Source organism: Mesorhizobium sp. M8A.F.Ca.ET.208.01.1.1 (genome assembly GCF_004791315.1).
Classification (GTDB): domain Bacteria; phylum Pseudomonadota; class Alphaproteobacteria; order Rhizobiales; family Rhizobiaceae; genus Mesorhizobium.
In genome coordinates this window covers 1,978,000-2,004,965 of sequence record NZ_SRUT01000001.1, presented here as the reverse complement: position 1 = coordinate 2,004,965, position 26,966 = coordinate 1,978,000, and the positions used below count along the sequence as shown (strand labels likewise).

28 protein-coding genes are annotated in these 26,966 nt (G+C 62.7%); 13 read left to right on the top strand and 15 right to left on the bottom strand.

Going from position 1 to position 26,966, the window contains the following annotated elements; all coding sequences use genetic code 11:
• Position 1: 1 nt before the first annotated feature.
• Positions 2 to 1,378: a TIGR03808 family TAT-translocated repetitive protein gene (locus EN851_RS10285; RefSeq protein ID WP_135883414.1), complete on the bottom strand. Its 1,377-nt coding sequence runs from the start codon at positions 1,376 to 1,378 to the stop codon at positions 2 to 4.
• 136 nt (positions 1,379 to 1,514) lie between these two features.
• Between EN851_RS10285 and greA the strand changes: the two genes are divergently transcribed.
• Positions 1,515 to 1,988 (top strand): transcription elongation factor GreA, encoded by a 474-nt coding sequence (greA, locus tag EN851_RS10280; protein WP_127280456.1) that lies wholly within the window; start codon positions 1,515 to 1,517, stop codon positions 1,986 to 1,988.
• A 12-nt stretch (positions 1,989 to 2,000) separates the two neighbouring features.
• Here greA and EN851_RS10275 read toward each other — a convergent pair whose 3' ends face one another.
• The 3 genes from EN851_RS10275 to EN851_RS10265 form a co-directional block, all read right to left on the bottom strand.
• Positions 2,001 to 2,228: an AbrB/MazE/SpoVT family DNA-binding domain-containing protein gene (locus tag EN851_RS10275; protein WP_127871324.1), complete on the bottom strand. Its 228-nt coding sequence runs from the start codon at positions 2,226 to 2,228 to the stop codon at positions 2,001 to 2,003.
• 64 nt (positions 2,229 to 2,292) lie between these two features.
• Positions 2,293 to 4,413 carry a methylmalonyl-CoA mutase gene (scpA, locus tag EN851_RS10270; protein ID WP_135929103.1) on the bottom strand — a complete coding sequence of 707 codons (2,121 nt, stop codon included), beginning with the start codon at positions 4,411 to 4,413 and terminating at the stop codon, positions 2,293 to 2,295.
• Complete coding sequence (locus tag EN851_RS10265) at positions 4,410 to 5,852, bottom strand: methylmalonyl-CoA mutase subunit beta (RefSeq protein ID WP_127278924.1); 1,443 nt, start codon at positions 5,850 to 5,852, stop codon at positions 4,410 to 4,412. Before EN851_RS10265 ends, scpA begins: the two co-directional genes overlap by 4 nt.
• A gap of 343 nt (positions 5,853 to 6,195) precedes the next feature.
• Between EN851_RS10265 and EN851_RS10260 the strand changes: the two genes are divergently transcribed.
• Positions 6,196 to 7,737, top strand: coding sequence for a helicase HerA-like C-terminal domain-containing protein (locus EN851_RS10260; protein ID WP_127278923.1), 1,542 nt, complete (start codon positions 6,196 to 6,198; stop codon positions 7,735 to 7,737).
• Between the two features lie 34 nt (positions 7,738 to 7,771).
• Here the strand turns inward: EN851_RS10260 and EN851_RS10255 are convergent, their stop codons facing one another.
• Both EN851_RS10255 and EN851_RS10250 read right to left on the bottom strand, forming a co-directional pair.
• Complete coding sequence (locus tag EN851_RS10255) at positions 7,772 to 8,596, bottom strand: L,D-transpeptidase (RefSeq protein WP_135883408.1); 825 nt, start codon at positions 8,594 to 8,596, stop codon at positions 7,772 to 7,774.
• A gap of 171 nt (positions 8,597 to 8,767) precedes the next feature.
• Positions 8,768 to 9,430 (bottom strand): haloacid dehalogenase type II, encoded by a 663-nt coding sequence (locus EN851_RS10250; protein WP_135929102.1) that lies wholly within the window; start codon positions 9,428 to 9,430, stop codon positions 8,768 to 8,770.
• Positions 9,431 to 9,586: 156 nt separating this feature from the next.
• Here EN851_RS10250 and EN851_RS10245 point away from each other — a divergent pair, with 156 nt between their 5' ends.
• From EN851_RS10245 to EN851_RS10230, 4 genes are all read left to right on the top strand, one after another.
• Positions 9,587 to 10,465, top strand: coding sequence for a branched-chain amino acid aminotransferase (locus EN851_RS10245; protein ID WP_135929101.1), 879 nt, complete (start codon positions 9,587 to 9,589; stop codon positions 10,463 to 10,465).
• A 177-nt stretch (positions 10,466 to 10,642) separates the two neighbouring features.
• A complete protein-coding gene (locus EN851_RS10240; protein ID WP_056563640.1) occupies positions 10,643 to 11,239 on the top strand; it encodes a superoxide dismutase in 597 nt (198 codons plus the stop codon).
• A gap of 160 nt (positions 11,240 to 11,399) precedes the next feature.
• Positions 11,400 to 11,837 (top strand): cytochrome c, encoded by a 438-nt coding sequence (locus EN851_RS10235; RefSeq protein WP_135929100.1) that lies wholly within the window; start codon positions 11,400 to 11,402, stop codon positions 11,835 to 11,837.
• Between the two features lie 9 nt (positions 11,838 to 11,846).
• A complete protein-coding gene (locus EN851_RS10230) occupies positions 11,847 to 12,797 on the top strand; it encodes a cytochrome c (RefSeq protein WP_135929179.1) in 951 nt (316 codons plus the stop codon).
• On the opposite strand, the gene EN851_RS10225 is transcribed toward EN851_RS10230, so the two are convergent.
• The 3 genes from EN851_RS10225 to EN851_RS10215 form a co-directional block, all read right to left on the bottom strand.
• The gene (locus tag EN851_RS10225; protein WP_127277815.1) at positions 12,794 to 13,195 is read right to left on the bottom strand and encodes an SET domain-containing protein-lysine N-methyltransferase; all 402 of its coding nucleotides are present in this window, start codon (positions 13,193 to 13,195) and stop codon (positions 12,794 to 12,796) included. The two genes, EN851_RS10230 and EN851_RS10225, sit on opposite strands and share 4 nt — an antisense overlap.
• 152 nt (positions 13,196 to 13,347) lie before the next feature.
• Positions 13,348 to 13,974, bottom strand: a complete 627-nt coding sequence (locus EN851_RS10220; RefSeq protein WP_135883403.1) for a LysE family translocator — start codon at positions 13,972 to 13,974, stop codon at positions 13,348 to 13,350.
• 19 nt (positions 13,975 to 13,993) lie between these two features.
• On the bottom strand, positions 13,994 to 16,093 hold the full coding sequence (locus EN851_RS10215; protein WP_135929099.1) for a S9 family peptidase: 2,100 nt from the start codon (positions 16,091 to 16,093) through the stop codon (positions 13,994 to 13,996).
• A 114-nt stretch (positions 16,094 to 16,207) separates the two neighbouring features.
• On the opposite strand from EN851_RS10215, the gene EN851_RS10210 reads away from it, so the two are divergent.
• Both EN851_RS10210 and EN851_RS10205 read left to right on the top strand, forming a co-directional pair.
• Positions 16,208 to 16,576 carry an SH3 domain-containing protein gene (locus EN851_RS10210; protein ID WP_135929098.1) on the top strand — a complete coding sequence of 123 codons (369 nt, stop codon included), beginning with the start codon at positions 16,208 to 16,210 and terminating at the stop codon, positions 16,574 to 16,576.
• A gap of 410 nt (positions 16,577 to 16,986) precedes the next feature.
• Positions 16,987 to 17,412: a MucR family transcriptional regulator gene (locus EN851_RS10205; RefSeq protein ID WP_027143963.1), complete on the top strand. Its 426-nt coding sequence runs from the start codon at positions 16,987 to 16,989 to the stop codon at positions 17,410 to 17,412.
• 98 nt (positions 17,413 to 17,510) lie between these two features.
• Here the strand turns inward: EN851_RS10205 and EN851_RS10200 are convergent, their stop codons facing one another.
• Both EN851_RS10200 and EN851_RS10195 read right to left on the bottom strand, forming a co-directional pair.
• Positions 17,511 to 17,939, bottom strand: a complete 429-nt coding sequence (locus tag EN851_RS10200) for a SufE family protein (RefSeq protein ID WP_127277819.1) — start codon at positions 17,937 to 17,939, stop codon at positions 17,511 to 17,513.
• Positions 17,940 to 18,039: 100 nt separating this feature from the next.
• The gene (locus EN851_RS10195; RefSeq protein ID WP_127277820.1) at positions 18,040 to 18,390 is read right to left on the bottom strand and encodes a DUF5330 domain-containing protein; all 351 of its coding nucleotides are present in this window, start codon (positions 18,388 to 18,390) and stop codon (positions 18,040 to 18,042) included.
• A 93-nt stretch (positions 18,391 to 18,483) separates the two neighbouring features.
• Between EN851_RS10195 and EN851_RS36770 the strand changes: the two genes are divergently transcribed.
• The 4 genes from EN851_RS36770 to EN851_RS10180 all read left to right on the top strand — a co-directional run bounded on the left by EN851_RS36770 (position 18,484) and on the right by EN851_RS10180 (position 21,887).
• Positions 18,484 to 18,678 carry a hypothetical protein gene (locus EN851_RS36770; protein ID WP_127277821.1) on the top strand — a complete coding sequence of 65 codons (195 nt, stop codon included), beginning with the start codon at positions 18,484 to 18,486 and terminating at the stop codon, positions 18,676 to 18,678.
• Positions 18,679 to 18,924: 246 nt separating this feature from the next.
• Positions 18,925 to 20,676: a HAMP domain-containing sensor histidine kinase gene (locus EN851_RS10190; protein WP_135929097.1), complete on the top strand. Its 1,752-nt coding sequence runs from the start codon at positions 18,925 to 18,927 to the stop codon at positions 20,674 to 20,676.
• On the top strand, positions 20,651 to 21,469 hold the full coding sequence (locus EN851_RS10185; protein ID WP_127871330.1) for a peptidoglycan-binding protein: 819 nt from the start codon (positions 20,651 to 20,653) through the stop codon (positions 21,467 to 21,469). The genes EN851_RS10190 and EN851_RS10185 overlap by 26 nt, the downstream gene beginning before the upstream one ends.
• A 70-nt stretch (positions 21,470 to 21,539) precedes the next feature.
• Positions 21,540 to 21,887, top strand: coding sequence for a DUF1491 family protein (locus EN851_RS10180; protein WP_127871331.1), 348 nt, complete (start codon positions 21,540 to 21,542; stop codon positions 21,885 to 21,887).
• Here the strand turns inward: EN851_RS10180 and EN851_RS10175 are convergent.
• On the bottom strand, positions 21,865 to 22,890 hold the full coding sequence (locus EN851_RS10175; protein ID WP_189521803.1) for a hypothetical protein: 1,026 nt from the start codon (positions 22,888 to 22,890) through the stop codon (positions 21,865 to 21,867). The two genes, EN851_RS10180 and EN851_RS10175, sit on opposite strands and share 23 nt — an antisense overlap.
• A gap of 210 nt (positions 22,891 to 23,100) precedes the next feature.
• Here EN851_RS10175 and EN851_RS10170 point away from each other — a divergent pair, with 210 nt between their 5' ends.
• Positions 23,101 to 23,286 carry a hypothetical protein gene (locus EN851_RS10170; RefSeq protein WP_127277826.1) on the top strand — a complete coding sequence of 62 codons (186 nt, stop codon included), beginning with the start codon at positions 23,101 to 23,103 and terminating at the stop codon, positions 23,284 to 23,286.
• 58 nt (positions 23,287 to 23,344) lie between these two features.
• Here EN851_RS10170 and EN851_RS10165 read toward each other — a convergent pair whose 3' ends face one another.
• The 3 genes from EN851_RS10165 to EN851_RS10155 all read right to left on the bottom strand — a co-directional run bounded on the left by EN851_RS10165 (position 23,345) and on the right by EN851_RS10155 (position 26,753).
• Positions 23,345 to 23,914: a DUF1254 domain-containing protein gene (locus EN851_RS10165; protein WP_127277827.1), complete on the bottom strand. Its 570-nt coding sequence runs from the start codon at positions 23,912 to 23,914 to the stop codon at positions 23,345 to 23,347.
• Positions 23,907 to 24,491, bottom strand: a complete 585-nt coding sequence (locus tag EN851_RS10160) for a DUF1214 domain-containing protein (protein WP_135929095.1) — start codon at positions 24,489 to 24,491, stop codon at positions 23,907 to 23,909. Before EN851_RS10160 ends, EN851_RS10165 begins: the two co-directional genes overlap by 8 nt.
• Before the next feature lie 108 nt (positions 24,492 to 24,599).
• Positions 24,600 to 26,753, bottom strand: coding sequence for a penicillin-binding protein 1A (locus EN851_RS10155; RefSeq protein ID WP_135929094.1), 2,154 nt, complete (start codon positions 26,751 to 26,753; stop codon positions 24,600 to 24,602).
• Positions 26,754 to 26,966 lie beyond the last annotated feature (213 nt).

Genomic DNA, 26,966 nt, shown 5'->3' with positions numbered 1-26,966 from the left:
GTCAGCTGACGCGGTTGCGCTCGACGGTCAGATGCGCAAAGCCGCTGCTGCTGGTCTGGGTAAGGTCTGACGTCACCGGCTCGGCCCAGCGCTGGCCGACAACCGCCCCGTTCGACGCACCGTCGATGACATTGTCGGAGATGACGGCGGTGCCGGCGCCCTCGACCACGCTGACGACGATACCGGTGCCTGCCTTGCGGATGATGTTTCCCGTGGCCACGACATTACGCAGATACGGCCCCCAGCCGATCGACATGCCGTAGAGCGGTGCATTCTCGATGACGTTGCTGGAAGCAATGGTGTCGGCTTCGACGGCGATACCGACGCCGAAACCGGGCGGGTCGGCGGTGTAGGGGCCTGATGTCGACAAATTGCGCACGATGTTGCCGGAGCAGACACCCATGCGGCCGCCTTCGTTGAAGTTGACGATCGAGATACCGTTGGCCGCACCGTCGACGATGTTGTTGGAGATGACGGCGCCCTCGAACGAGAACTCGGAGTAGACCGCGGTCTCGCCCGAGCGTGCGCAGGTGTTGCCCGATATCTGCAGATTGCTGGAACTGTTGGCGCGGATCGCCGAGAACGCGCAGTCCGAAACCACATTGCCCGAGATAACGACATTTCCAGCGCGGAAGGCATTGATGCCGTTGCCGTTCTGGCCGGTCCCGCCGCTGCGCGCGCCAATGCGTTCGACGCGGTTGCCGGTGACCATGGTGCCGTCTTCCGCCGCTTGCCAGCGGTGCACGAGGATGCCGCCATTGGCGCAATCGGAGACGGTGTTGCCCGTGATGGCCAGCCCGGCGGCTTCGACGGAATAGATGCCGGCGTCCGCCGCTCCTGATATGTCCGAACGCTCGATCCTGCCCGCCGCGTGTTCCAGCGCCAGCCCGTTCTTGCCGCTTCCGGTGATCTGGCAGTTATCCACCACCAGGTGAGCGACCCGGCGCAGATCGAGCAGCCCTTGTGCATAGTCGCCCATCGAGCGGTTCGAACCGTCGAAAACCAGCCCGCTGAGTTCGATATGGTCGGCCTGTTCCGCCATGAACAGATGGCCGTCGCCGCCATAGACGATCCGCGTCGCACCCGGTACCCCGGACAGACGCACGCGGCCAGGCAGCGAGAGATTGGACACCACATAGGTGCCGGGCGGCAGGAAGACTGGCATGTCGCGGCCGTTGGCATCGCGCAGCAGCTTAGCGAAGGCCTTGCTCTGGTCGTCAAACGTGCCGGGCTGCACGCCAAGTTCCGTGGCATTGATGGAACCGCGCATCGAGGCCTTCTCGATGCCGGTCAGGCTGGCGGCCGCCGCCTTGCCGAGCGCGAGGCCCATCACGGCAAAGCCGGCGGTCTGAGTCAGCAGCATTCGTCTGTTCAACATCGGCACACAATCCAAGTGTTCAGTCCCGACACCCCAGTGTCCAGTCCTGACACCGCAGGAATCATGCCAGACGCTGGGCAGCCGTTCTCGGGGGGCATGGCTTGTCGAGCGGCCACTCGGCGCCTAAGTTCAGGAGATGAGCAGAGCTTTTACCCGCGAGGAAGACAGCGAGAATGCCATCGCCGGCGTTGGCGAGAGGCCGATCAGCACGCACCGCAACCTGGTGACCGAGCGCGGCCTGGCGCAGATCGAGGACAATCTGGCCGATTTGCGCGACGTGCTGGCGAAAGCCGAGAGAAAGGCCGATCGCGAGCGCATCGCGGTCGTGTCGCGTGACCTGCGCTACTGGACCGCGCGGCGGGAGAACGCCGAACTGTCCGTACCGGAGCCCGGCAGCGACGTCGTCCGCTTCGGCATGGGTGTCACGCTGGAAAGTGATGACGGCAAGAAGGTGCACTGGAAGATCGTCGGCGAGGACGAAGCCGATCCCGCCAAGGGCAGCATCTCGCATGTCTCGCCGATGGCGGTCGCGCTGTTCGGCAAGAAGGTCGGCGACGTCGCCAGCGTCAACGGCAAGGAATGGGAGATCGTCAAGCTCTCAGAGAGTTGACGCAAGGCCCGTCTACTTGGCCATCCTTTGCAATACGGCCTCATACTGGTCCATGACATCACGAGCAGCGCGCATCTGCCGTTCGACGTCGTCACTTCTCATCGGTCTTAGAATGACGCCGTCATCGGTTTCGATGATCTGGAATTGATCGCCTACTCGCATGTTCAGGTTGTCCAGCATTTCCTGCGGCAAGATCACGACACCTGATCCGTCGTCGAGCTTGCGGACAATAGTCTTCACGGGCCGTTACCCTTGGTTGCGTTAGTCATTGTGACACAACCTTTCCGGCGCTACAATGTTTCGCTCAACGCGCCAGCAGCCGATCCAGCAGCCTCTCGGCCGCTTCCGGAATGACCGTGCCTGGCGGGAAGATTTCCGCAGCCCCCGCCTTCAGCACAGCCTCATGGTCCTGCGGCGGGATGACGCCGCCGGCCACGATCAGCATATCGCCGCGGCCGAGCTTTTTCAGCGCGTCGCGCAATTCGGGGATCAGCGTCAGGTGTCCCGCCGCCAGCGACGAGGCGCCGATGATGTGGACATCGTGCCCGACGGCCAGCTTCGCGATCTCTTCCGGTGTCTGGAACATGGCGCCGACGGTGACGTCGAAGCCGAGATCGGCGAAAGCCGTGGCGATCACCTTCTGTCCGCGGTCGTGGCCGTCCTGTCCCATCTTGGCCACGAGAATGCGCGGCTTGCCACCATTTTTCTTTTCGAAGGCATCAAGCTTGTCCCGCAGCCGGTCGACCACCGGATTGTCGCCGAGCGCCTTGCGGTAGACGCCGGAAATGGTCTGCACCGTGGCCACATGGCGGCCATAGGCTCGTTCCAAGGCGAACGAGATTTCGCCGACAGTGGCGTTGGCGCGCGCGGCGCGGATGGCGAATTCAAGGAGATTGTCCTCGCCTTGTGCGGCACGTGTCAGCGCATCGAGCGCGCTTTCGACGGCGGCCACGTCGCGCGTGCCTTTCAGCCGTTGCAGCTTCGAGAGTTGCCGGGCCCTGACCTCGGCATTGTCGATCTTCAGCACATCGACCTCGATGTCGTTCTCCGGGCGATGCGCATTGACGCCGACCAGCATCTGCTCGCCGGAATCGATGCGCGCCTGCGTGCGGGCCGCCGCTTCCTCGATGCGCAGCTTGGGTATGCCCTTTTCGATCGCCGCCGCCATGCCGCCGAGAGCCTCGACCTCCTCGATATGAGCAAGCGCACGCGCCGCCAGATCGTGTGTCAGCCGCTCGAGATAGGCCGAACCGCCCCACGGATCGATGATGCGCGTGGTGCCGGACTCCTTCTGCAGGACAAGTTGCGTGTTGCGGGCGATGCGCGCCGAATGGTCGGTCGGTAGCGCCATTGCCTCGTCGAAGGAATTGGTGTGCAGCGACTGGGTATGCCCTTGGGTCGCCGCCATCGCCTCGATCATGGTGCGGATGATGTTGTTGTAGGGATCCTGCGCCGTCAGCGACCAGCCGGAAGTCTGGCAATGGGTACGCAGCGACAGCGATCGCTCGTCCTTCGGCGCGAAATTCTTTTTCATCAGCGTCGCCCACAACAGGCGCGCGGCCCTGAGCTTGGCCACTTCCATGAAGAAGTTCATGCCGATCGCCCAGAAGAAGGACAGGCGCGGCGCGAAACCGTCGATGCCGAGCCCTGCCGCGACGCCGGCGCGGGCATATTCGATACCGTCGGCGATCGTATAGGCGAGCTCCAGGTCGGCGGTCGCGCCGGCCTCTTGCATATGGTAGCCGGAGATCGATATCGAGTTGAACTTCGGCATGTTCTTCGAGGTGTAGGAGAAGATGTCCGAGACGATCCGCATCGAGGGCTTCGGCGGATAGATGTAGGTGTTGCGGACCATGAACTCCTTCAGAATGTCGTTCTGAATGGTTCCCGCCAGATCTTCCTGTGCGACGCCTTGCTCTTCCGCCGCCACGATGTAGAGCGCCATGATCGGCAGCACGGCTCCGTTCATCGTCATCGACACGGTCATGTCGCCGAGCGGAATGCCGTCGAACAACTGACGCATGTCGAGAATGGAATCGATGGCCACGCCCGCCATGCCGACATCGCCGGCGACACGCGGATGGTCTGAGTCATAGCCGCGATGTGTGGCAAGATCGAAGGCAACCGAAAGACCTTTCTGGCCGGCGGCAAGGTTGCGCCGGTAAAAGGCGTTGGACTCTTCGGCGGTCGAAAAGCCTGCATATTGCCGGATCGTCCAGGGCTGCTGGACATACATGGTTGGGTAGGGGCCACGCACGAAGGGGGGCAGGCCGGGATAGGTGTCGAGATGCGGCAGGCCCTTGAGGTCGCCCTGATTGTAGAGCTGCTTGACGACGAGGCCTTCCGGCGTCGTCCGCTGCCCCTTGACCTCGACAGGCGCGCGGCGCGGTGGCACCCAGCCGATCTGACTGAAATCCGGAATCAAGAAGCGGCCCCGATGGATTGATCGATGCGGACTGGAGGCAGCGGCTCGCACAGGACAACGCCCTCGGTGAAGGCAGGTCGCCGCTCAGCGTCCAGCGTCTCGACCGGACGCTCGCCTTTCAACGGATAAAGCGTGGCGCCGATCATGGCCCGCTCGCCTGACTTGAAGGCAATGCCGCGCTGGACGGCGGCAGCGCGGACGCGTTGCTGGATATGTCCGTCCCGAAGGCTGGAGAGCACGCCACCCTCTGCCTCGATCGCCTGCAATTCCGCCCACGCTGCTTCGCAAAGATCCGACGTCAGCGCTTCGACGGCGCCGGAGCCATGGGCGGGATCGGCGACATGGTCGACATGGCTTTCATTGGCCATGATCAACTGCGCGTTGCGCGCGACGCGGCGGGCAAAAGCCGCCGGCAGGCCATGCGCGATCGTATGCGGCAGGATTGAGATCGAATCGGCGCCTCCCGCCGCCGCGGCGAAGCAGCCGATCGTCGTGCGCAAGATGTTGGTTTCGGGGTCCAGTGCCGTCATCATGCGAAATGATGTCTCGGCATGGATGTTGGCCGTGGAATTGGGGATCGAGCAGGCCTCCTGCACCCGTGCCCACAGCCTGCGCAAGGCCCGCACCTTGGCCATTGACAGGAACTGGTCCTGGTCGACGCTGAGCGCGAAACCGATATGAGGCGCGGCATAGACGAGCGGCTGCCGCGCCTTCTCGAACATTCTCAGATACGAGACCGCCGAGGCCAGCATGATGCCGAGTTCCTGCGCTTCCGTGGCGCCGGCATTGTGAAAAACGCGACCGTCCGCCTCCAGGAGCACACCCGGAACGCCCATCGAGAAGAAATGCGCCAGCGATTGCGGCATCGATTCTTGCAGCGCCTCGATCGACATGCGCAGCCGGCCGGTGCCGGCGAGGACTGCCGCCGGATCGATGCCGAAGGAAAGGTTGAGCTTTGCCGGATCGGAGCGCCGCTTGCTCAGGAACGCCACCAGCCAGTCGGCCATGGGGCGGCTCCAGGGGTGGGTGTCGATGCGGATCTGGACCCTGTTGAGGGGCACGCCCTCCAGCACCGTCTCCAGTGCCTGCGCCGTCCTCGGCAGGCCGTAGCCGAACGCGTTCGGGGCACCTTCGAAGACGAGCGACAGTCCCGTCGCGCCTTGCGCGATGTCTTCCAGGGCCTGGCTCTTGGCGCGATCGACATCGGGGTCGTCGACGCGCTGGCTGACGATCCAGGGCGATTGAGGATTGGCGCGCACGATCGGTTCGGCTCCGGTCGCGCGGTCATAGAGCGGCTCGACGCGGATGTTGTCGTCGGTATGCGAGATCAGCTTTTCCTCGAAGGATGCGCCGGCCAACGCCTTTTCCGCCAAGGCCAGCCATCGCTGACGCTCCGCATCCATTGGCTCAACATCCCTGGTCAAGGCTCCGGCGCCCATTCGTCGTCCTCGTTCTGTGTGGCCGCACCAGCCCGGCCAGCCCAGTCTACGGTCCCCGGTCGGTTACCGCAATGCACGTGCAAGGCCCGAATCCCACTCACCTGATATTCGATCCACCTGATATAGGTCGGCTTGGGTGGGCGGACCATGGACGATTGCCAAACACCATCGAAATTCGCAAGTTCCAAAATCCGATCCTGGCGATTGGTCCGATTTGGACGATTGGCCCTGGATTGGATGATCGGCCCGCGTTGGACAATTGTCATTGTCGCTGTGCAACAGCCTCACTATACCTTCGGGCAAAGGCTGGCTTTGGGCACATCAGTTTGCGGAGACCCGACATATGGCTGACGACACCAGTATTTTCATCGGCGCCAGCCGCAAGCCCGACGACAGCTATCAGCGAGCTGAAAATCTGCTGCTGCAATACGGCAATCGCCATGGCCTGGTGACCGGCGCCACCGGTACCGGCAAGACCGTCAGCTTGCAGATCCTGGCGGAGGGATTTTCCAACGCCGGCGTGCCGGTCTTCTGCGCCGACATCAAGGGCGACCTTTCCGGCATCGCCATGATGGGCACCGCGCAGGATTTCCTGGTCAAGCGGGCGGAACAGGTGAAGCTCGACCCTTACGACTTCCAGGAATTCCCGGTCATCTTCTGGGATCTGTTCGGCGAGCAGGGCCACCCTATCCGCGCGACCATTTCGGAAATGGGACCGCTGCTGCTGTCGCGGCTGATGAACCTGACCGACGCACAGGAAGGCATCATGAACATTGCCTTCCGCATAGCCGATGAGGAAGGGTTGCTGCTGCTCGACATGAAAGATCTGCAGGCGCTGCTCGCCAACATTGCCGAGCGTGCGGAAGAGATCAGCGCCCGTTACGGCAACGTCACCAAGCCATCGGTGGGGGCCATTCAGCGCACGTTGCTGGTGCTGGAGCAGCAGGGCGCGGCGAACTTCTTTGGCGAGCCGGCATTGCGCATCGCCGACATCATGCGCACGACCCGCGATGGTCGCGGCGCCATCAGCGTGCTGGCCGCCGACAAGCTAATGATGAATCCGCGCCTCTACGCGACGTTCCTTCTCTGGCTGATGTCGGAGCTGTTCGAGGAATTGCCCGAAGTCGGCGACCCCGACAAGCCGAAGCTGGTGTTCTTCTTCGACGAGGCGCACCTCTTGTTCGACGAGGCGCCGAAGGTGCTGATCGACCGGGTCGAGCAAGTGGTCCGCTTGATTCGCTCCAAGGGCGTCGGCGTCTATTTCGTCACGCAGAACCCTTTGGATATTCCCGAAAAGGTCCTCGCCCAGCTCGGCAACCGCGTGCAGCATGCGCTTCGCGCCTACACGCCGCGCGAGCAGCAGGCGGTGAGGACGGCGGCCGAGACCTTCCGGCCCAATCCCGATTTCGACTGCGCCACCGCCATCACCCAGCTCGCCACCGGCGAAGCGCTGGTCTCGACGCTGGAGGCCAAGGGCATTCCGTCGATGGTCCAGCGCACGCTCATCCGTCCGCCGTCGTCGCGGCTTGGACCCATTACCCCCGCCGAGCGGCTGAAGCTGATCGGGGAAAGCCCGGTCACCGGCCAGTACGACCAGGTCATCGACCGCGAATCGGCGTTCGAGATGCTGCAGAAGAAGGCCAAGGAGGCGCAGGACGCCGAGGCGCAGCAGGCAGACACCGGCGGCTCGCGCTGGACCATTCCAGGCTTCGGCAATGACGATCCAGCGCCGCAGTCCGGTGGCAGGCGCGCGCCGGCGCCGCGGCCGTCCAATCGCCAGACGGTGGCGGAAGCCGCAATCAAGTCGGTGGTGCGATCGGTCGGCTCGTCGGTCGGACGTGCGATCGTGCGCGGGATTCTGGGGAGTTTGTCGCGGGGGCGGTAGGATCGGGCAGCGGCGTTGCCGCTGCCCTGTGAGCTCAGAAGATCGCGTCCGTGACCGCCTTGACCGGGCCGAGCAGCACCGATCCATCCGGCACGCCGGCGTCGATCGGGATGGCCTTGTGGTTCGCCGTCGCCACCATGGGCTGGCTGGCGTTGCTGGTCACGATGACCGGGCTCTTCGACGGCACGCGGTCATAGAGATCGATGATGTCCTGGTTCATCAGGCGCACGCAGCCCGATGACACCGATTTGCCTATCGAGCGCCATTCCGGCGAGCCGTGCAGGCGATAGAGCGTGTCCACATTGCCCTGGAAGAGATAGAGCGCGCGCGCCCCGAGCGGGTTCTTCAGGCCGCCGGGCATGCCGCCATTGTCGGCGCTGTACTGCTTCAATTCCGGCTGGCGCGCGATCATCTCATCCGGAGGCGTCCATTTCGGCCATTTCTGCTTCCACTGGACGACGGCGTCGCCCGACCATTCGAAGCCGGCGCGGCCGAGCCCGACACCATAGCGAATGGCCTGGCCGCCCGGGCGAACCAGATAGAGGAAGTGGCCTGTCGTATCGACGACGATGGTTCCCGGCTTCTGTCCGGTCGGGTCGGGCACGATCTGGCGCAGGAACTGCGGGTCGATCCTGTCGACCGGGATGGCCGGCAGATCGAAGCCGCCATCGTTGACCGCCGCGTACATAGACGCATAGTCGGCGAGCGGCGGCTCGACATAGGTAGGTGGCGGCGGCTCGGCCGGCCCCGGTCCGGTGGTTGCGCATGCCGAAACCGCGATCGAGGCGGCGCCCAGGGCTGCGGCGTTGAGAAAGCCGCGACGGCTCAGGCGATAGGATTCGATTTCGGTTATGGACATGGCTGCCTTCTTTAAGACCCAAATCGCAACAAAGCGTCAACACGCCGACGTCCGCCGCGGGTGCCTAACAACACCTGAGGCGATAGGCGGTTCCGATTCTGGCCCGAACGTGGACAAACAAAGGCGAAGCTGTGACTGCGCCGCCACTGTGGCGTTGGGGCCACAGGTCTGTCAGCTGCCGGATACGAGGGCCTCCAGCGATGGCAGGATCAGGGCCGGCGGCAAGTCCCGGTATTCCTCCGGCTGGTTGGAGCGGTTGATCCAAACCGTGCGGAAACCGAATTTGGTGGCGCCCGCAATGTCCCAGCGATTGGAAGACTGGAAGGAGACCGCGCCTGGATAGAGGCGCCAGCCGGTGGCGACCATGTCGTAGACCGCTGGGTCGGTCTTGAAGCGCCGCACCGCATCGACCGAATAGACGTCGTCCAGGACCTGGTCGAGTGCCGCGGACTTTACCGCCGCTTCAAGCATTTCGGGTGAGCCATTGGAGAGGATAGCCAGTCTGGCGCCGGAAGCCTTGAGCGCCTTCAGCACGGCTGGCACTTCGGGGTAACAGTCCAGCCTCCAATAGGCCTCCAGCAACTTTGCCTTGAGACCAGGATCGGCCGAAGGGACCTTGCGCAAGGCAAAGTCCAGCGCCTGTTCCGTCAACTGCCAGAAATCGGAATAGGCGCCCATCAGCGTGCGCACCCAGGAATATTCGAGTTGCTTGGCGCGCCAGATTTCGGACAGGAGCTGGCCGTCCGGGCCGATCGCGTCTGCATGGCGGCGCACGGCGGCGTGCACGTCGAACAGTGTGCCATAGGCGTCGAAAACATAGGCGGCGTATTGCATGGCAACAGTTTTGAGGCGAGGCGGGACAAGGTGCAAGCCTTGATTGCACCGCACCCGTCGCTGGCCTCAACAAATCTCCCTGATGATGGTTGACGAGGCCTGTCAAAGCATCTTCCAATGGCTGTCACATAAGATTGACCGGAACGGGAAAACGCGATGACACTGGCGGCAGCGGCGCAATCCGCGACATGGACTTTCGTCGATGGCGATTGGTACGAAGGCAATGTCGCCATTCTGGGGCCGCGCAGCCACGCCATGTGGCTCGGCACCAGCGTGTTCGACGGGGCTCGTTGGTTCGAGGGCGTTGCGCCCGACCTCGAACTTCATGCCGCACGCGTCAATGCCTCGGCGGTAGCGCTCGGCCTCGCGCCGAACATGACGCCGGAGCAGATCGTCGGGCTGACCTGGGACGGATTGAAGAAATTCGACGGCAAGACAGCAGTCTACATCAGGCCGATGTACTGGGCCGAGCATGGCGGCTACATGGGCGTGCCGGCCGATCCCGCCTCGACCCGTTTCTGCCTGTGTCTCTATGAATCGCCGATGATCCCGCCGACCGGTTTTTCCGTGACCGTATCGCCGTTCCGGCGGCCGACCATCGAAACCATGCCGACCAATGCCAAGGCCGGCTGCCTCTATCCCAACAACGGCCGGGCCATCCTCGAGGCCAAGGCGCGCGGCTTCGACAATGCGCTTGTGCTCGACATGCTGGGCAATGTCGCGGAGACCGGAAGCTCGAACATCTTCCTGGTCAAGGACGGCCATGTGCTGACGCCGGCGCCCAACGGAACCTTCCTGTCCGGCATTACCCGCTCGCGCACGATGACGCTGCTCGGCGACTATGGGTTCAGGACGACCGAAAAGACGCTTTCGGTGCGGGATTTCCTCGACGCGGACGAAATCTTCTCGACCGGCAACCACTCCAAGGTGGTGCCGGTCACCCGCATCGAGGACCGCGACCTGCAACCCGGCCCGGTGGCCAAGAAGGCACGCGAACTCTATTGGGATTGGGCGCATTCGGCCTCGGTTGGCTGAGATGCCGGTTTGACCTTTTTGTCGCTGCGCGGTTGGGCGCAGGAAAAGCGTGTGACAGTTCCCGGGAACCCGCTTAGAAAGAGAACCGACGCTTCACTTCCGGAGTTGTTCCAGCTCAATCCCGACCTATCTTACTCCGGTATCCACCCCGGATTTTTCCACGAGGGAGTACTACCCATGGCTTTCGAATTGCCCGCTCTGCCCTACGACTATGAGGCCCTGCAGCCCTATATGTCGAAAGAGACGCTGGAGTATCACCACGACAAGCATCACAAGGCCTATGTCGACAACGGCAACAAGCTCGCCGCCGAAGCCGGCCTTGGCGATCTTTCCGTCGAAGAGGTGGTCAAGCAGTCGTTCGGCAAGAATGCCGGTCTCTTCAACAATGCCGCACAGCATTACAACCACATCCATTTCTGGAAGTGGATGAAGAAGGGCGGCGGCGGCAACAAGCTGCCGGGTGCCCTGCAGAAGGCTTTCGACAGCGACCTCGGCGGCTATGACAAGTTCAAGGCCGATTTCATCGCCGCCGGCACGACGCAGTTCGGTTCGGGCTGGGCCTGGGTTTCGGTCAAGGACGGCAAGCTGGCGATCTCGAAGACGCCGAACGGCGAAAATCCGCTGGTTCACGGCGCATCGCCGATCCTCGGCGTCGACGTCTGGGAGCACTCCTACTACATCGACTATCGCAACGCCCGGCCGAAATATCTCGAGGCCTTCGTCGACAGCCTGATCAACTGGGATCACGTTCTCGAACTCTACGAAAAAGCCTGACAGGCCTCCAGAAAAGCCCCGCAAATCGGGGCTTTTCTTTTTGTACCGAGGTGCCGCACAAGCAAAGGTCATACAAAATTCATGCCGGGAGAAGGGAATATTCCTCCCGCCACGTCCGTTAACGTCCTGTCCTGAATGCCTTCATCACGGAGCCAAATGAATGAGAAAGCTTGTCATCGCCATCTCCATGCTCGCAGTCGCCGCGTCGGCGGCCTTTGCCGATCCGATCCTCGACCGGCAGGCTCTGATGAAGGAACGCGGAAAGATCGTCGGCGGCCTGGCGAAAGTGGTCAAGGGCGAGGAACCCTTTGATGCCGCCGCGGTGCTGACGCAGCTGCAGGCCGTGCAGGCAAATGCCGAGAAATTCGACGTAGAGGCCTTGTTCCCGAAGGGCAGCGATGCCGGCGACACCACGGCGGCCCCAAAGATCTGGGAAGACATGGCCGGCTTCAAGGCGGCCGAGGACAAGTATCTCTCCGACGTCAAGGCCGCGGTCGCGGCAGCTCCTGGCGATGTCGATGCGCTCAAAGCGCAAGTCGGCGTTCTTGGGTCGAATTGCGGCGCCTGCCATCAGAGCTACAGGGTCAAGAAGGGCTGATTGCCTGATATGGCATGGCTGAAGAAGCTCGTCGGCGCGGCCCTCGTTCTGGGCGTCGCCGGCGCGGCAGCCGGTTGGCTGCTGTCGGCGCCGGTCAAGCTTGATGCGGCGGCGCTGGCGCAACTCGGCCCCGGCGATGCTGTTCGGGGCAAGCGGATTTTTTATGCAGGCGGCTGCACCTCCTGCCATGCGAAACCTGGGTCGCAGGGCGATGCACGGCTTCAGCTCGTGGGTGGCCTTGAACTCAAGACGCCGTTCGGCACCTTCGTTCCGCCCAATATTTCGCAAGACCCCAAGGACGGCATCGGCGCATGGTCGGCCGAGGATCTCGCCAACGCCATGTTGAAAGGCGTATCGCCCTCGGGTCATCATTTGTATCCGGCGTTTCCCTACGCGTCCTACGCGCGCATGAAACCTTCCGACATTGCCGATCTCTATGCCTTCCTGAAGACGCTTCCCGCCGTCGCCGGCAAGACGCCGGGCAATTCGCTGGCGTTCCCGTTCAACATCCGGCGCGGCATTGGCCTATGGAAGCGCCTCTATCTCAGCGACCAGCCTGTCATTCCGCTGCCTGGCGGCACGCCGGAACCCGTGATGGCAGGCCGCTATCTGGTCGAAGGGCCAGGTCATTGCGGCGAATGCCATACGCCCCGCGACTTGGCTGGCGGCATCAGGAAAAGCGAATGGCTGGCCGGTGCTGTGGCAGCCGAGGGCTCGGGCGTCGTGCCGAACATCACTCCGGGTGGGAGTGGCATCACCAACTGGTCGGAAGCCGACATTGCCAACTACCTCGAAACCGGGTTCACGCCGGATTTCGATTCCGCTGGCGGCGCGATGGTCGATGTGCAGCGCAACATGGCCGAGCTGACGGCGGACGACCGTGCGGCGATTGCCGCCTATCTCAAGGCGGTACCGCCGCATCCCAACGGCTATCCGCCGCGCAAGAAAAGCACGAACTAGTCTTCGGACTGCAGGTGTCGATCGCCGAGGAAATCGAAGCCCGTTTCGAAGAAATGGTTGTAGTTGCAGGTCATCTCCTCGCCGGGCGCGATGTCGCGCAAGGCGTAGGTTTCCTCGGGCGACGAGACATCGCAATTCGGCTCGTCGTCATGGTTCATGTAGCGGGCGTCGTCGGCTTCGAAGACGATATAGGCCGGATCGCGCCGGTCGGGGTAGGAATAGCGGTCGAGATAGTTCTTCACTGGCCCGGTCTCGCCCTCATAGGTCTCGACGTCGATGATCCGGTCGAACCGGGGGTCGAGCTTCCAGACCAGCGTGCCCTTGGCAATGTGGTGCTTGGCAAACACACCGATGCCCTGGATCGGCGATTTGTCGAGATAGACGTCGACGAGCAGCATGATGGACCCTTGTGCGAGTGTGGGCTTCGTGGCCCGGAAAAGTCGTGCTTTGGGTAACGCGCGAGCGTCGCAATTGCGAGCGGAAATGAGCCGCGCGGAATTCAAAAAGTCATGATCATCATGCCTGCCGGCAGACGCGTGGCTGCCTGACCTCAGCGCTGTTGCAAGGCCAGGCGGACACCGAGCGCGCAATAGATGCCGCCGACAACCTTGCCCTGCCATTTCAGCACTGTCGGATTTCGGCGCAGGAAACTGCCGAGCCGCCCCGCGCTCACCGCGAACACAACCGTGCTGAATAGACCCAGCACGACGAAGATGATCCCCAATACGGCCAACTGAACCATCGCCGATCCGTTTTCGGGCCGCACGAACTGAGGCAGGAAAGCGAGGAAGAAAAGCGCGGTCTTGGGGTTGAGCACCTCGGCCAGGACAGCCTGTCGAAACGCCTTGCCGGCGGAGATTGCAAGCGCGCCGGCGGTCGGATCGGTCGGCGCTTTCTCGATGATGGCGCGAATGCCGAGGTAAACGAGGTAGGCCGCGCCGATATACTTCACGAGGCTGAACAGCGTCGCCGATGTGGCGATGATCGCCGAGATGCCGATCATCGCCATGACGGTATGAAACACATCGCCGGCCGCGATCCCGGCGCCGGTGGCGATCCCGACCCTCGTTCCCGAACTCGTCGCGCGCGCGATCGTCAACAATGTGGCCGGACCCGGAATGAAGACGAAGCCGAACACAACTGCGATATAGGCTATCAATATGGACAGATCGATCACCGCGGCGTTCCTCCGTAAGCTATGCCTTGTCCGTCACCTTCAGCGTGAAGGCATAGATATAGGCGATCTCCTCCAGGCGCGAAAACCGGCCGGAGGCACCGGCATGGCCGGAATCCATGTTGATTTTGAACAGCACCGGATTATCGCCGCTCTTGCGGTCACGCAGCCGCGCCACCCACTTGGCCGGTTCCCAATAGGTGACGCGCGGATCGGTAAGACCGGCGAGCGCCAGGATCGCCGGGTAGTCGAGCGCGGCAACATTGTCGTAGGGCGAATAGGCGGCGATCGTCCGGTAGTCGTCGGCCGATGCAATCGGATTGCCCCATTCCGGCCATTCCGGCGGGGTCAGCGGCAGCGTCGCGTCGAGCATGGTGGTAAGCACGTCGACGAACGGAACCTCGGCCACGATGCCGCCGAAGCAATCCGGCGCCATGTTGGCGATGGCGCCCATCAGCATGCCGCCGGCCGAGCCGCCCTGCGCGACGATGCGGTCATGCGCGGTATAGCGCTCGGCAACGAGGTGACGGGCGCAGGCGATGAAATCGGTGAAGGTGTTCATCTTCTGTGCCCGCTTGCCGTCATCGTACCAGCCATAACCCTTGTCCTTGCCGCCGCGGACATGGGCAATGGCAAAGACTAGGCCGCGGTCGACGAGTGAGAACCAGTTGGTATTGAAGGCGGCCGGCACGGCAATGCCATAGGAGCCATAACCGTAGAGCAGGCAGGGCGCGGAGCCGTCCAGCGGCGTGTCGCGGTGGTGCAGAAGCGAGATCGGCACCAGTTCGCCATCGGCCGCGGGCGCCATCAGCCGCCTCGTGACGTATTGATGCGGGTCGTGGCCGGACGGCACTTCCTGGGTCTTGAGCAGCACACGCTCACGGGTGCGCATGTTGTAGTCGAACATCTGCGACGGCGTCGTCATCGACGAGTAGGAAAAGCGCATCATCTCGGTGTCGTATTCCAGGGACCCCGAAAGGCCGAGCGAGAAGGCTTCCTCATCGAAGAAGATCAGATGCTCTTCGCCGCTGGCGCGGTCACGCACGACGATGCGCGGCAGGCCTTCCTTGCGCTCGAGCCGGACCATGTGGTCCTTGAAGCCGATCACCGACAGGATCAGCCGGCCCGGTTCATGCGGCACCAGTTCCTGCCAGTTGGCGCGGACAGGATCGCTCGCCGGCGCCGTCATGATCTTGAAGTCCTTGGCACCGTCCGCATTGGTCAGGATGAAGAATATGTCGCCGCCTTCCTCCAGCTCATACTGAAGGCCGGTCTCGCGCGCCGACACCAGCTTCGGCTCGGCAAACGGATCGCTGGCGCTCAACAGGCGATATTCCGAAGTCTCGTGATCGTTGATGCCGATCATGATCCATTGATTGTTGCGGGTCCCGTCGACGTTCATGAAGAAGCCGGGGTCGGTTTCCTCATAGATCAGGCGGTCGTTTTCAGGATTTTGGCCCAGGGCGTGGAACAGCACTTTGGACGGCCGGTGGTTCGGATCGAGACGCGTATAGAAGAACCCGTCATTGCCTGCGTCCCAGACGCCCGAACCGCCGGTGGCGGGAATCTGGTCCGCCAGTTCCCTGCCATCGGCAAGGTCGCGCACACGCAGCGTGTAGAATTCGGAACCCTTGTCGTCGAAGGCCCACAGCAGCTTGCGATGATCGGCCGAATGATCGACGCCGCCAAGCCGGAAATAGGCCTTGCCCTCGGCCTCGGCGTCGCCGTCGAGCAGGATCTGCTCGAGTCCGCCGTCGCGCGGCATGCGGAAATAGCGCGGCTGCTCGCCGCCAAGCTTGAAGGAAGACCCATAGGCGTAAGGACCGTCCTTCATGGGAACGGAAGAATCGTCTTCCTTGATGCGGCCCTTCATTTCCTTGAAAAGCTGCTTTTGCAGATCCGACGTGTCGGCCATCAGCGCCGAATGGTAGGCATTCTCGGCTTCGAGTTCGGCGCGGATCCCAGGATCGAGCAAGGAAGGGTCCCTGAACATCTCCTGCCAGTTATCCGCCCGCAGCCAGGCATAGTCATCGGTTCGCGTGATGCCGTGATGCGTATCCGAGACCGGCCTTTTTTCGGGGGCAGGCGGGTTGACGGTCGGAAATCGGGAAGTCCTGGTCATTGCGTCTCGCTCTGGAAATATCTTGAACGATGTATGAACGCGCAGATCAGCGCGGGTTCAAGAGCTGTTGCGTAGAGGTGGTGTCGGGCCCTGAGATGGTCGGGAGGAGAGAAGATGACTGTTCGGTCTCGTATTGCTGCGGTCTTCGCCGTCGCTTCGTTGACTCTGGTCTTTGCCGGCCAGTCTCATGCGACCGTATTCGCAGCTTGGCAAGTAGCCAATGTGCCGTTCGGCGACACGCTCAATGTGCGCAAATATCCGTCGGGCATCTCCCAGAAGCAGGCCGCATACCCGAACGGGACCGTCCTGCAGATGACCGGACGATGCACCGGCGGCATGGATCTGCTCGATATTGCCGGCCAGGAGGCATGGAAACAGCAGCAGACGGTTCGCTATCGCTGGTGCGAAGTCTGGCATGACCCCGCCAGGAACGGCGTCTTCGTCACCGGCTGGGCCTATGGCGGATACATCGTGCCGTTTTGACCCCGGAGTGGCCTGCTTGACCGGGGAATGGTTTGGCAACCTGTGGTTTTGTGGACAGGTGTGAACAACCAAGCTTGCCGGTGTGCTCGTCAAGCAAACCGGAGCATTGAAGCTTGTTTTGTGAGTTATCGCGAATGTAACGATTAGCTGACCCAACGTCAGCCTTTGTCCGTTTGGCGACCGAAATATCGAAAAATTACATGGTGCACGAAAGATTGAAGCTGATCCCGGAATACTTGATCAACATTCCTAAATATAATGCAAAGAGCGAATTGACTTACTTGACGTGTGGTCGCATTGATGTCCCCGTGACACGAATCGCGGATGCTCTATCTGCAAAAAATTCGTGCAATGCCCTGCTTGTAAAAAAGGGCGCAGACCGACGTAACTCTTGTTGGGGCCTGAAGACCATGGATATTGTCGAAACACCTTCCAGAAACAATGATGCGCTGATCGAGCTCACCGCCGATGTGGTGGCTGCCTATGTCAGCAACAATCCCGTGCCGGTCGGCGAACTGCCGAACCTGATATCCGATGTCCACGCCGCTCTTGGGCGTGTGGGCGGTACCGTCGAACAGCCGCCTGCGGACAAGCAGAAGCCGGCTGTCAACCCGAAGCGCTCGGTTCACGACGACTACATTGTCTGTCTTGAAGACGGCAAGAAGTTCAAGTCGCTCAAGCGTCACCTGATGACCCACTACGATCTGACGCCCGATCAGTATCGCGAAAAGTGGAACCTGGACCCAAGCTATCCGATGGTTGCCCCGAACTACGCGGCGGCCCGCTCGCAGCTTGCCAAGAAGATGGGCCTCGGCCGCAAGCGCAAGGCGCGGTAGCCGATACTGCCGGATTGGACCTGAAATCGGACGGCGCCTTCGGGCGCCGTTTGATTTTGAGGGCCAGAGCAATTCCAGGAAAGGTGTGAAGAAGCCTGTCAGGCAGTCTGCGCGAGCGCCATCTCGGCGTCGCGCTTGATGCGCTTGACCATCGAGCGAAGGCCGTTGGCACGCTGGGGGGACAGGTGCTCGTCGAGGCCGAGTGCCTTCAGCGTTGCTTCAGCGTCGGTTTTCTGGATTTCGCTGGCTGTCTTTCCGGAAAACAGCGCCAACATGATCGCGACCAGTCCGCGCACGATATGGGCGTCCGAATCGCCCGTGAAGGTGATGACGGGATCGGCGCCCGAACCCCGTTCGGTGGTCAGCCAGACCTGGCTGACGCAACCCGGCACCTTGTTGGCGGCGTTGCGCTCCGCATCGGGGAAGGGAGGCAGCGCTTCGCCGAGCTCGATGACGTAACGATAGCGGTCCTCCCATTCCTCGAGGAACGAGAAGTCGTCGCGGATCGTCTGGATCGTGGTCGTCATGACCCGGATATAGTCACGCGGCGGCGCCGCGTCACGGAAAAAACAAGGACACCGCGGGCGTCGAGAGGGCAAACGATCCGCGGTGCGCCGTCGAGACGGCTTAATTCTTTATCGGCAGGTTGACCGTCTGGGGCAGGACGATTTCGTCCGGCACGCTGCCCGTCATTGTCGAGGTGTCGGGGCCGGCGGACTTGTCGTCCAGCATGGCGGCCGCGATCTTGGCGGTCTCCTTGGCGCGTGCGGTGATGGTGTGCATCGCCGACTTGCCGGTTTCGCAGACATCGGGCTTGCGTTCGCAGATTCCGGCGATGTCGCCGACGGCGTCGCGCGCCGCGAACAGGGCCTGGATCGGCCCGACGCTTTCCTGGCCCGTTTCATCGGACCCGACGCCCAGCGGCAGCGCCAGCAGCACAAGTGAAAACCAGAAAGCCATTCTTATCAGGAAGAACATGCCTTGCCTCTCGTCGTGACCGGATCATGCATCATATGGCATGACCTCTTTTATGGGCAGGATATTGGCACACAGGGACGAAAGACGGCTTGCATGATCGCCGAGAATTTTCCTCAAATTTTAGGCAAATTCGAAACGAAGCGTTTTTGCTGTCGATTTGTTTCATATCGGGACGATTCTCGTTACCATCCGATAACCATTTATCTATTTGTTTATATGACATTTTTCGCAAATCAAGGCGATCCCGTTCCTGCCGCTTGGCCGCTGATGGCGGGCGTTCGCGAATAACCCTCCGTTTACTATGGCTGCATTTGCCCGGGTTTTCGGCGGCCGTCATCCCGATATTTCCCGCAGGGCCGGCCTTGGTCGGCCCTGCCTTATCCATTCCTTAAACGCTGGATGCGAGTTTCAAAGCCAATCAAGACAATCTGCAAAAGCAGAGCTGTTCCCGACGAGTGCGAGTGCGTTGAGTTGATGCCGATCGAGGCCAGATACGCTGAATTGCCTGGCGCAATGGCGGCCGGTTGTGAACGCATGGTTCATCCCAGCGTTCTCGGGCGCAGCGACCGCGAGCGCCAGCGCCGTTTCATAGGCGTGATGCTGGCCGCGCCGTTCTTTGCAGCGGGTGCCGCGGTCACGCTGGTTACATCGGGCATGGGGGCCGCCGTGACCATGGCCGCCATTTTCGCCGCCTTCGGTCTGTGCTGGTTCGTCGCCCTCCTGGTGGCCGCGACCGGCAAGATGGCCGCCGCGGGACCGATCGCGCTGGCGATGGCGGCGATTGCCCTTGGCGGTCTCATCGGTGCCGCAGGCGGATTGAGTTCACCTGTCGCCATGCTTGCCCTGGCGCTGCCATTCGAAGCCTGGTGGATCGGCGCGTCGCGGCGTGCGGCATTGTGGGGGGGCGCCTCGGCCGCCATCGCCATCGCCATTCAGTCCCTGTCGGCCGCCTTCCTTCCATTCGCGGACGCGCACATCGCCGGCTGGCACTGGCTGGTGCCATTGGCCTGGGCGCTGACCCTCATCCCGCGCATATCGGCTTTTCGCGGCTCCGCGGGCGCGACCGATACGGTCGATGCAGGGGACCGATTGGAAGACATCATCGACGCGGTGGTCTTGCGGATCGCCCGCCACGGCGAAGTCGTGGATGCGTCCGCCAAGGCGCGTACGCTTCTGAAATTGCCGCCTGAACTGTTGTCCGGAACGGGCCTCTTCGACCGCGTCCACCTGTCGGACCGTGTCGCCTATCTCAGCGCCCTGGCCGACATGCGAGACGGCGCACTGTCGCGCCGTCTCGAATTGCGCATCAGGCTGCCCCAGAGTGGCAATGGCACCCAGAACGGAAATGGGTTTGTGGCCGACAACTATCAGCCATTCGCGCTCGAACTGGTGCGCGGCGAGGAACAAAGCGACGTCTTCACGCTTGTGCTGCGCGAGAATGACGAGACAGCGCGGCTGCGCGAAGAACTGGCGCAAGCCAATGAGACGGCGGCGGCCGCCGAAGTGGCCAAGGGCAGGTTCCTGGCAGTGGTGAGCCATGAACTGCGCACGCCGTTGAACGCCATCATCGGCTTCTCCGACATGCTGCTGCACGAGATGTTCGGCGCCTTCAAGGACCCGCGCCAGAAGGAATATGTCGGCCTCGTGCGGGATTCGGGCCAGCATTTGCTGGCAGTCGTGACATCCATACTCGACGTATCGAGAATCGAATCGGGCGTCTACGCCACCGAACCGGAGCCGTTCCGGTTCGTGGAAGCCGTGGACATGTGCCAGTCGATGATGCGGCTGCAGGCGCGGGCCAAGAATATCGACCTGCAGACGCAGATCGCCCCTGACGCAGGCGATATCAACGCCGATCGCCGCGCCGTACAGCAGATGCTCATCAACCTCGTTTCCAACGCGATCAAGTTCACGCCCGACGGCGGCGACGTCGTCGTCGGCGCCAAGCGGATCGGCTCACGTCTGCATTTCTGGGTCAGGGACACCGGCATCGGCATCGCCGAGGAGGATTTCGCCAATCTCGGCAAGCCCTTCATGCAGATCCAGAACGATTATACCCGCCGTTTCGAGGGGACGGGTCTTGGCCTTTCCCTGGTGAAGGGGCTGGTCGCCTTGCATGAAGGGACCATGTCGATCGAAAGCATGCCGGGCGAGGGCACCACGGTGACCATCAGCCTGCCGGTCAGCGGGCCGAAGGGACGCCCCGCCAACCAAACCGGAGTGCTGACGATGCCGGTGACGAGGGCGAAAGGGGACGGAAATGGCTCGCTCCGCAAAACAGCCTAAGGCGGTCAAACGCCGCAGCAATGCCTTTCAGGACGGCGCCATCGCCGTCGGCGGCATGATTTCGCGCAATCCCGTCCTTGTGGGAGGATCGACCGCATTCCTGGTGACGCTGTTCTACGTCTCGGCGAATGCACTGTGGTATCAGCCTTTCCCGCACGCCGGGGCATTTTTCGCCACACGCAATTTCCAGGGCTTCCCGCACGCAGCCGACGAGCCGGAGACAACGATCAACATCGTGCGGCCCAACGCTGCGCCCGCCCCGATCAAGGGCGATCCGGTGGTCGAGCAGGTGCAGGGCATATTGAAGGATCTCGATTTCTATTCTGGTACCGTCGACGGCATTTCCGGCCCCAACACGCGCAAGGCCATACAGGCCTATCAGCAGAAGGTCGGGCTGAACGCCTCGGGCGAGATCGACGCGCTGCTGCTGGACCAGTTGGGGGCAACGCCGAAGACCGCCGCCGTGCCCAAGCCGCAGCCTCGTCCCGCCATGCCGTCGGCCGCCGTTCCCGTGTCGTTGCAGACGAATTCTGGGCAGACGAATACTGGGCAGACGAATTCCGGGCAGACGAGTTCCGCCCCGGCCTCCACCGAAGGACCCGACCCCCGCATCGTCAAGATCCAGGCCGGGCTCAAGGCCTTCGGCAATGATGACATGCAACTGGATGGCGTCGTCGGTGCACGCACCAAGGCGGCGATCAAGGAATTCCAGTCGCTGTTCGGACTGCCGCAGACCGGCGAGCCCGACGAGATCGTCTACGTCAAGATGCGCGAGATCGGCCTGACCAACTGACGGCCGAAACGACGGCTCGCCCTGCATGGGAAATTTCGATAGAGAGCCCGCATGTCGTCGGGAGTCTTCCATGCGTGTAACCGCTGATCTGTGGGTGTCGGCCCTGTTGCGCCGGGTTTTTGGCGCTGGCGGATTTGCCGCCGTGGTCAATCGCGGTGCGACCGAGGCCGGGGCTGTGTTCATCCTGGCGCGGGGCAGGATGGGTGAAACGGCTCTCTACGGGCCGGCACCGCAGACAAGCTACGATTCGGCCAAGCCCGAGGACCGTTTTTTCAGCCTTCTCGCCACCGGCGATGATGCCGCCGTGCTGGATGCGAGACTTGAGCGCGAGAAAAAATTCGATCCCGACATCTGGGTGGTTGAGATCGAGGCCGGGAGCGTTCCCGTCGAGGAGCTTATTTCCGTGAAGACGCCCTGAGGCCGGGGGCGTCGGCTTCGTCGCCGTTCGAGGCCTTGCGGCTGTCGCCGTTCGTCGGCGAAACGTTGCGAGCCGCCTTCGACAGGGTTTCGGCTTTCCATCCCCGCACCGTCTCCAGGGCCGCATCGCGATGCAGCAGGCGGTAACGGTCGAGATAGGTGCGGATGGCCTGCGGATGCGGGAACAGGCCGGGATAGACGGCAACCGTGATCAGGAATGCCCGGTCCTCGCTGAAGTCGAGCGAACGCAGCGCAGCAAGCAGCCGCGCATAGTTCTGGTTGGCGGTCAGCGATTGCGCGATCGAGAAATCAATGTCGAGGGCGTCCGCTAGCGCGGTCTGGAAGAAGGCGGCGTTTCCCGTCAGGGCCGTCTCGCGCAGTTTGACATAGGTATCCGCACCTGGGAACGCATCGACCTTCGCGGCCAAGGCTTCGTCGCCGGTGTGCATCATTGAGCGCAGCCTGCGCCGCGCGTTCTCGGCGGCAACGCCGGGCGCCTGTGGGGTTTCGGCGCTGTCCGCCATCGCTTGCGTCTTCACGGCAAGGCCTTGCGCCGGGGCTGCTTCCCGATCCCGCACCCGCACCAAGGTCGGTCTTTCAAGCGCCCTGATCAGATCGGCGATGGTCGGGTTCAGCTCCTTGCGCCGCGCTATGGCGCGCGCATGCGGCAGCCCATGCCGGCCAATCAGCGCGATCAGGTCGATATCGCTGACGGCGCGTGAGCGGATGAGCAGCGGAGCGGCGATGTCGACCGGTTCCTCGCAGAGGCGCCGCACCAGGGCCGCTGGCGCATACTCGCATTCGGAAAGGGCCGCCGCCACGTAGCGTCGCGATTCGACGGACACGTCGTCGAACAGCGGCAGGGTCAGGTCTTCGAGCTGGCCGATCTCGCGGCGCGACGGGCGCGTCAGTGAGCAGAACGCCGATACGGCGGCGCGGAACAGCCTTTCGGCTTTTCCCGATTCCGTCCTTATCGCGATTTGCCTGAAGTCCGAAGATGACACGAGGGATACGCCTGACACCGGATACACACTTGGCCTCGCGCCACCGGGACTGTGCCGGTTTCGCGATTGCCTCGGTCAGAACGCTCTGACCTCTAGACAAAGATCAAGTTAGCGACGATCCGTTAGCGGTCCGTTAACCCTCTGCCGGCCTTAATGATATTTGGAGGCGTTGCGTTGTGCTCCGGGGAAACCGAGAGGAATGCGCGAACCATGGGCATGGTACTGTCTTTCGTGCCGCGTGCGGCACCGACCAATCGAGCCAAGCAAACCACCGAGATACCGGCGGCCGTGATCATATTTCCCGGCATCCGTTATGAGCGGCCCAACACCGGCGAAGCGCGGCCCGCAGGCCCGGACAAGCCGGGATCGCCACGGACGCCGGTGCCGCATCACTAAACCTTGAAGCCGTGGCCTTGTCCGTCAGCCCTTCGGCTCTGGACCTCCGGTCGGCGGCCTAGAAATCCTGCAGCTCGCAGGAACTTTGATCGAGAAAGCGCGACACGATCGGCTTCCAGCTCTCGTCGGGCACGAAGCTGCGGATGACGAAGATGCCTTCGTCGATGGGCGCCTCGACAAAAATCGCTCCCTGCAGGTCTTCGGGCAGGTCCTTGCGCACGTCGATCATCTGCGCCGGCGTCAGCACGACTGCATCCAGCTTGCCGCCCGTCGCCGTATGGTCGTTGAAGGAATAGACATTGTGACCGCTGCGGTCATAGACCGACACCGACCAGAAGGGGACGTTTCCTGGTGCCTTGATCCGCACCATTCCCTCCTCGAGGTCGAAGCGGCAGGCCGTGGCATAGAACAGCGGGTCGACCGACTTCACCACCGGCGCACCGCCCGCTTCGGCGTCGAGCCGATTCATCCTGTAGAGATCCGACGCCAGGGAGAGACGCGACCAGGCATCACGTTCCGAAAATTCCGGCACCAGAAGCAGGACGATAATGTGGACGATGCCGGCGCCGACGAGGCCGAGCAGGATGGCATGCAGAAGCCTGCGCAGTGCGGCACGCAAACTACGCATCGCAGCCTGCCTTGACGATCCTGGGCAGCGAAACGTCCGACAGGCCGGTGCTGCTGGCGATTGGCGTGTCATAGAAGGTCAGGACGAAGTACATCCTTCCCGAACCGTCGGTCAGAGCCCAGTTGCCCGGCATCGGGTGATGGCCGACGGAAATGATCACCGAATTGTCCGGTTGGCGCAGCACCTCGTAGGACTGAAGTGCCGCAAGCCGCGATTTGCCGGTCTCGACGACGCCGAGCGATTGATCGGCGGCATAAAGCGTCCAGAACCGGGCCGTTGGAAATCCACCCTCGATCCTGTAGGTGCATTCCCGCTTGAGCTGGTCGCCGGCGGCATCATTTTCCGCCACGAAGGACAGGCCTTCGGCGCGGCCGAGCGCCAGCACGCCCTCGCGCGCCACGCGCGCCTTGGAATAGGGATCCGCGGCCGGTGTGCCGATGTCGGGGAAGGCGGTCCACTGGCCGATCCTGATCGCGCCGACGCCGTCCTGGATCTTCAGCGCATACCAGACGCTGGCACCGCCCCCGCCAACGGCTATGGCAAGCGAGATCAGCATCAGGAAAGCATTCTTGAGCATTAAGGGCCGGGTGCGCGAGGATTGCCGTTCGGGGATATCGCGGCGCAGGGCCCTGTGGCAAGCCGGCGTGATGGTTTTGCCTGTCGGTCTTGTCTCACCGGGCGGATGTCACAGGGCCGAAAGCGTCTCGGGTGGAGTGGGGGCCTCGAGTTTGGGCGCCATCTGGAACAGTTGGCTCATGTCCCGCAGCGTCTGCGTGGTTCGGCTGGACAGCACCGGCGGCCGCTCGGCGGCGGCGTCGGCCGCTGCCTGCTCCTCGCTCTTCTTCTGCGCCTCGGCGGCCTTGGCCGCGACCTCCTCGTCGACGAAGGGTTTGTCGATACCGGGGATCGGCTTCAGGTCGATGTTCTGGTGCGCATAGACCATCAGCCGCTGCCACACCATAGCCGGCAGCGAGCCGCCGGTCATGTTCTTGGTCGGGGTGAAATCGTCATTGCCCAGCCACACGGCCGCCGTGTAGTTGCCGGTGAAACCCACGAACCAGGCATCGCGGTAGGATTGTGTCGTGCCGGTCTTGCCGGCGACGACGATGTTGGGAATTTGTGCCCGCCGCGCCGTGCCCATCACTGGCACGGCCGCCAGCATGGTGTTCATGGATTTCAGCGCCTGCTCGGAGAGCACGCGATGCGGTGGCGGCGCGTCCTTGGTCCAGTCATACACCACGTCGCCGGTGCGGGTGACGAGCTGGGTGATGCCGTGCCTGGAGCCGACGAAGCCGTTCTGGGCAAAGACGCTGTAGCCAGTCGCCTGGTCCATCACGGTCATGCCCGAGGTGCCGAGCACCATCGTCTTGTGCCCTTCGAGCGGCGACTCCACGCCAAACGATTCCGCCAATGCCTTGATCGGCGCGATTCCGAGATGGTCCTTCGCCAGTCGCACCGGCACGGTGTTGATCGACTTGGCCATCGCCATGATCAGCGTGATGTTGCCCGCCGACTCGCCGCTGTAATTGTGCGGTGACCAGTTGCCCCAGCTGATCGGCCCGCCCGAAATGATCGAGTTCGGCGTGAAGCCGTGTTCCATCGCCGTGGCGTAGACATAGGGCTTGAACGACGAGCCGGTCTGCCGCAGTGCCTTGGTGGCACGGTTGAACTGGCTGGCGCCGTAATCGCGGCCGCCGACGATCGCCCGCACCGCGCCATTGGTCTCGATGACCACCACCGCGCCTTCGGTGACGTTGTACTCCTTGCCGAACTGGCGCAGGTGGAACTCGACGGACTCTTCCGCCGCCTTCTGGATGTTGGCGTCGTAGGTGGTATGGGCGACCAGCGAGTGCTGGCCGGGCTTGGCGATCTTCTTCACCTCGTCGAAGGCCCAGTCGAGATAGTAGTCGGGACTCTTCTGTTCGCCGCGGTCGACGACGTCGGCCGGATGCAGCCTGGCCTGCAGCACCTGGCCTTCGGTCATGAAGCCGGAATCGACGAGGTTGGACAGCACCACATTGGCGCGCGCGCGCGCCGCCGGCAGGTTGATGTGCGGTGCGTATTTGGTCGGCGCCTTGAACAGGCCGGCGAGCATCGCTGCTTCGGCAAGGTTCAGGTCCTTGACGCTCTTGCCGAAATAGAAATCCGCCGCCGCCTCGATGCCGAACGTGCCGCCGCCCATATAGGCGCGGTCGAGATAGAGCTGCAGGATTTCCTTCTTCGACAGATTGGCCTCCAGCCACAGCGACAGGAAGGCTTCCTTGATCTTGCGCTCGAACGTGCGCTCATTGGTCAGGAACAGGTTCTTGGCCAGCTGCTGGGTGATGCTGGAGCCGCCCTGGACGACCGAGTTTGCCCGCACATTCTCGAAGATCGCCCTGGAAAGGCCGAGCACGTCGATGCCGTAATGGTCGAAAAAACGTCGATCCTCGGTGGCGAGCACCGCCTTGATGACGTGGTCGGGCATCTCGTCGACCGGTACTGAATCGCGCTGGATGATGCCGCGCTGGCCGATCTCGTTGCCGTAGCGGTCCAGGAAGGTGACCGCGAAGTCGCCTTGGGCACGCCAGTCCCCCGTGGTGTCCTGGAAAGCGGGTATCGCCAGCGCCAACATCACCACCATGCCGCCGGCGCCGAGTGTAAAACCTTCGCTCAACAGTTCGATGAAGCCACGGCGCCAGCCCTTGAGACGGAAGCGCCGCGAGAAGATCGTCGCGGCCTCCCAGAACTCGCGCGCCTTGAACCCGATCTCATAGAGCGAGGAATCGAGCCACGCGTCCAGCGCCAGAAGGCGGGAGGCGATCGGACCTCTTCTCTTGCGCGGTTCAGGGTTGACCATTCTAAAACCCGGCTCGGCTCTGGCGCGACCTGAAAACCGCAAGCGGGCAATTTCAGGGCGGTGCCCTGTTCCGACTATTCATCCATTTTGCCGACACTCACAAGGGCGTCGGGGACACAGCTGCAAGGTTTGTCGATGGAAGAGCCGGCTAGCCGGCGGCCCGGCTCCTCGCCAGCCAGCTTCCCGATTTGGCGAGCGAGGGGGAATTTGCCT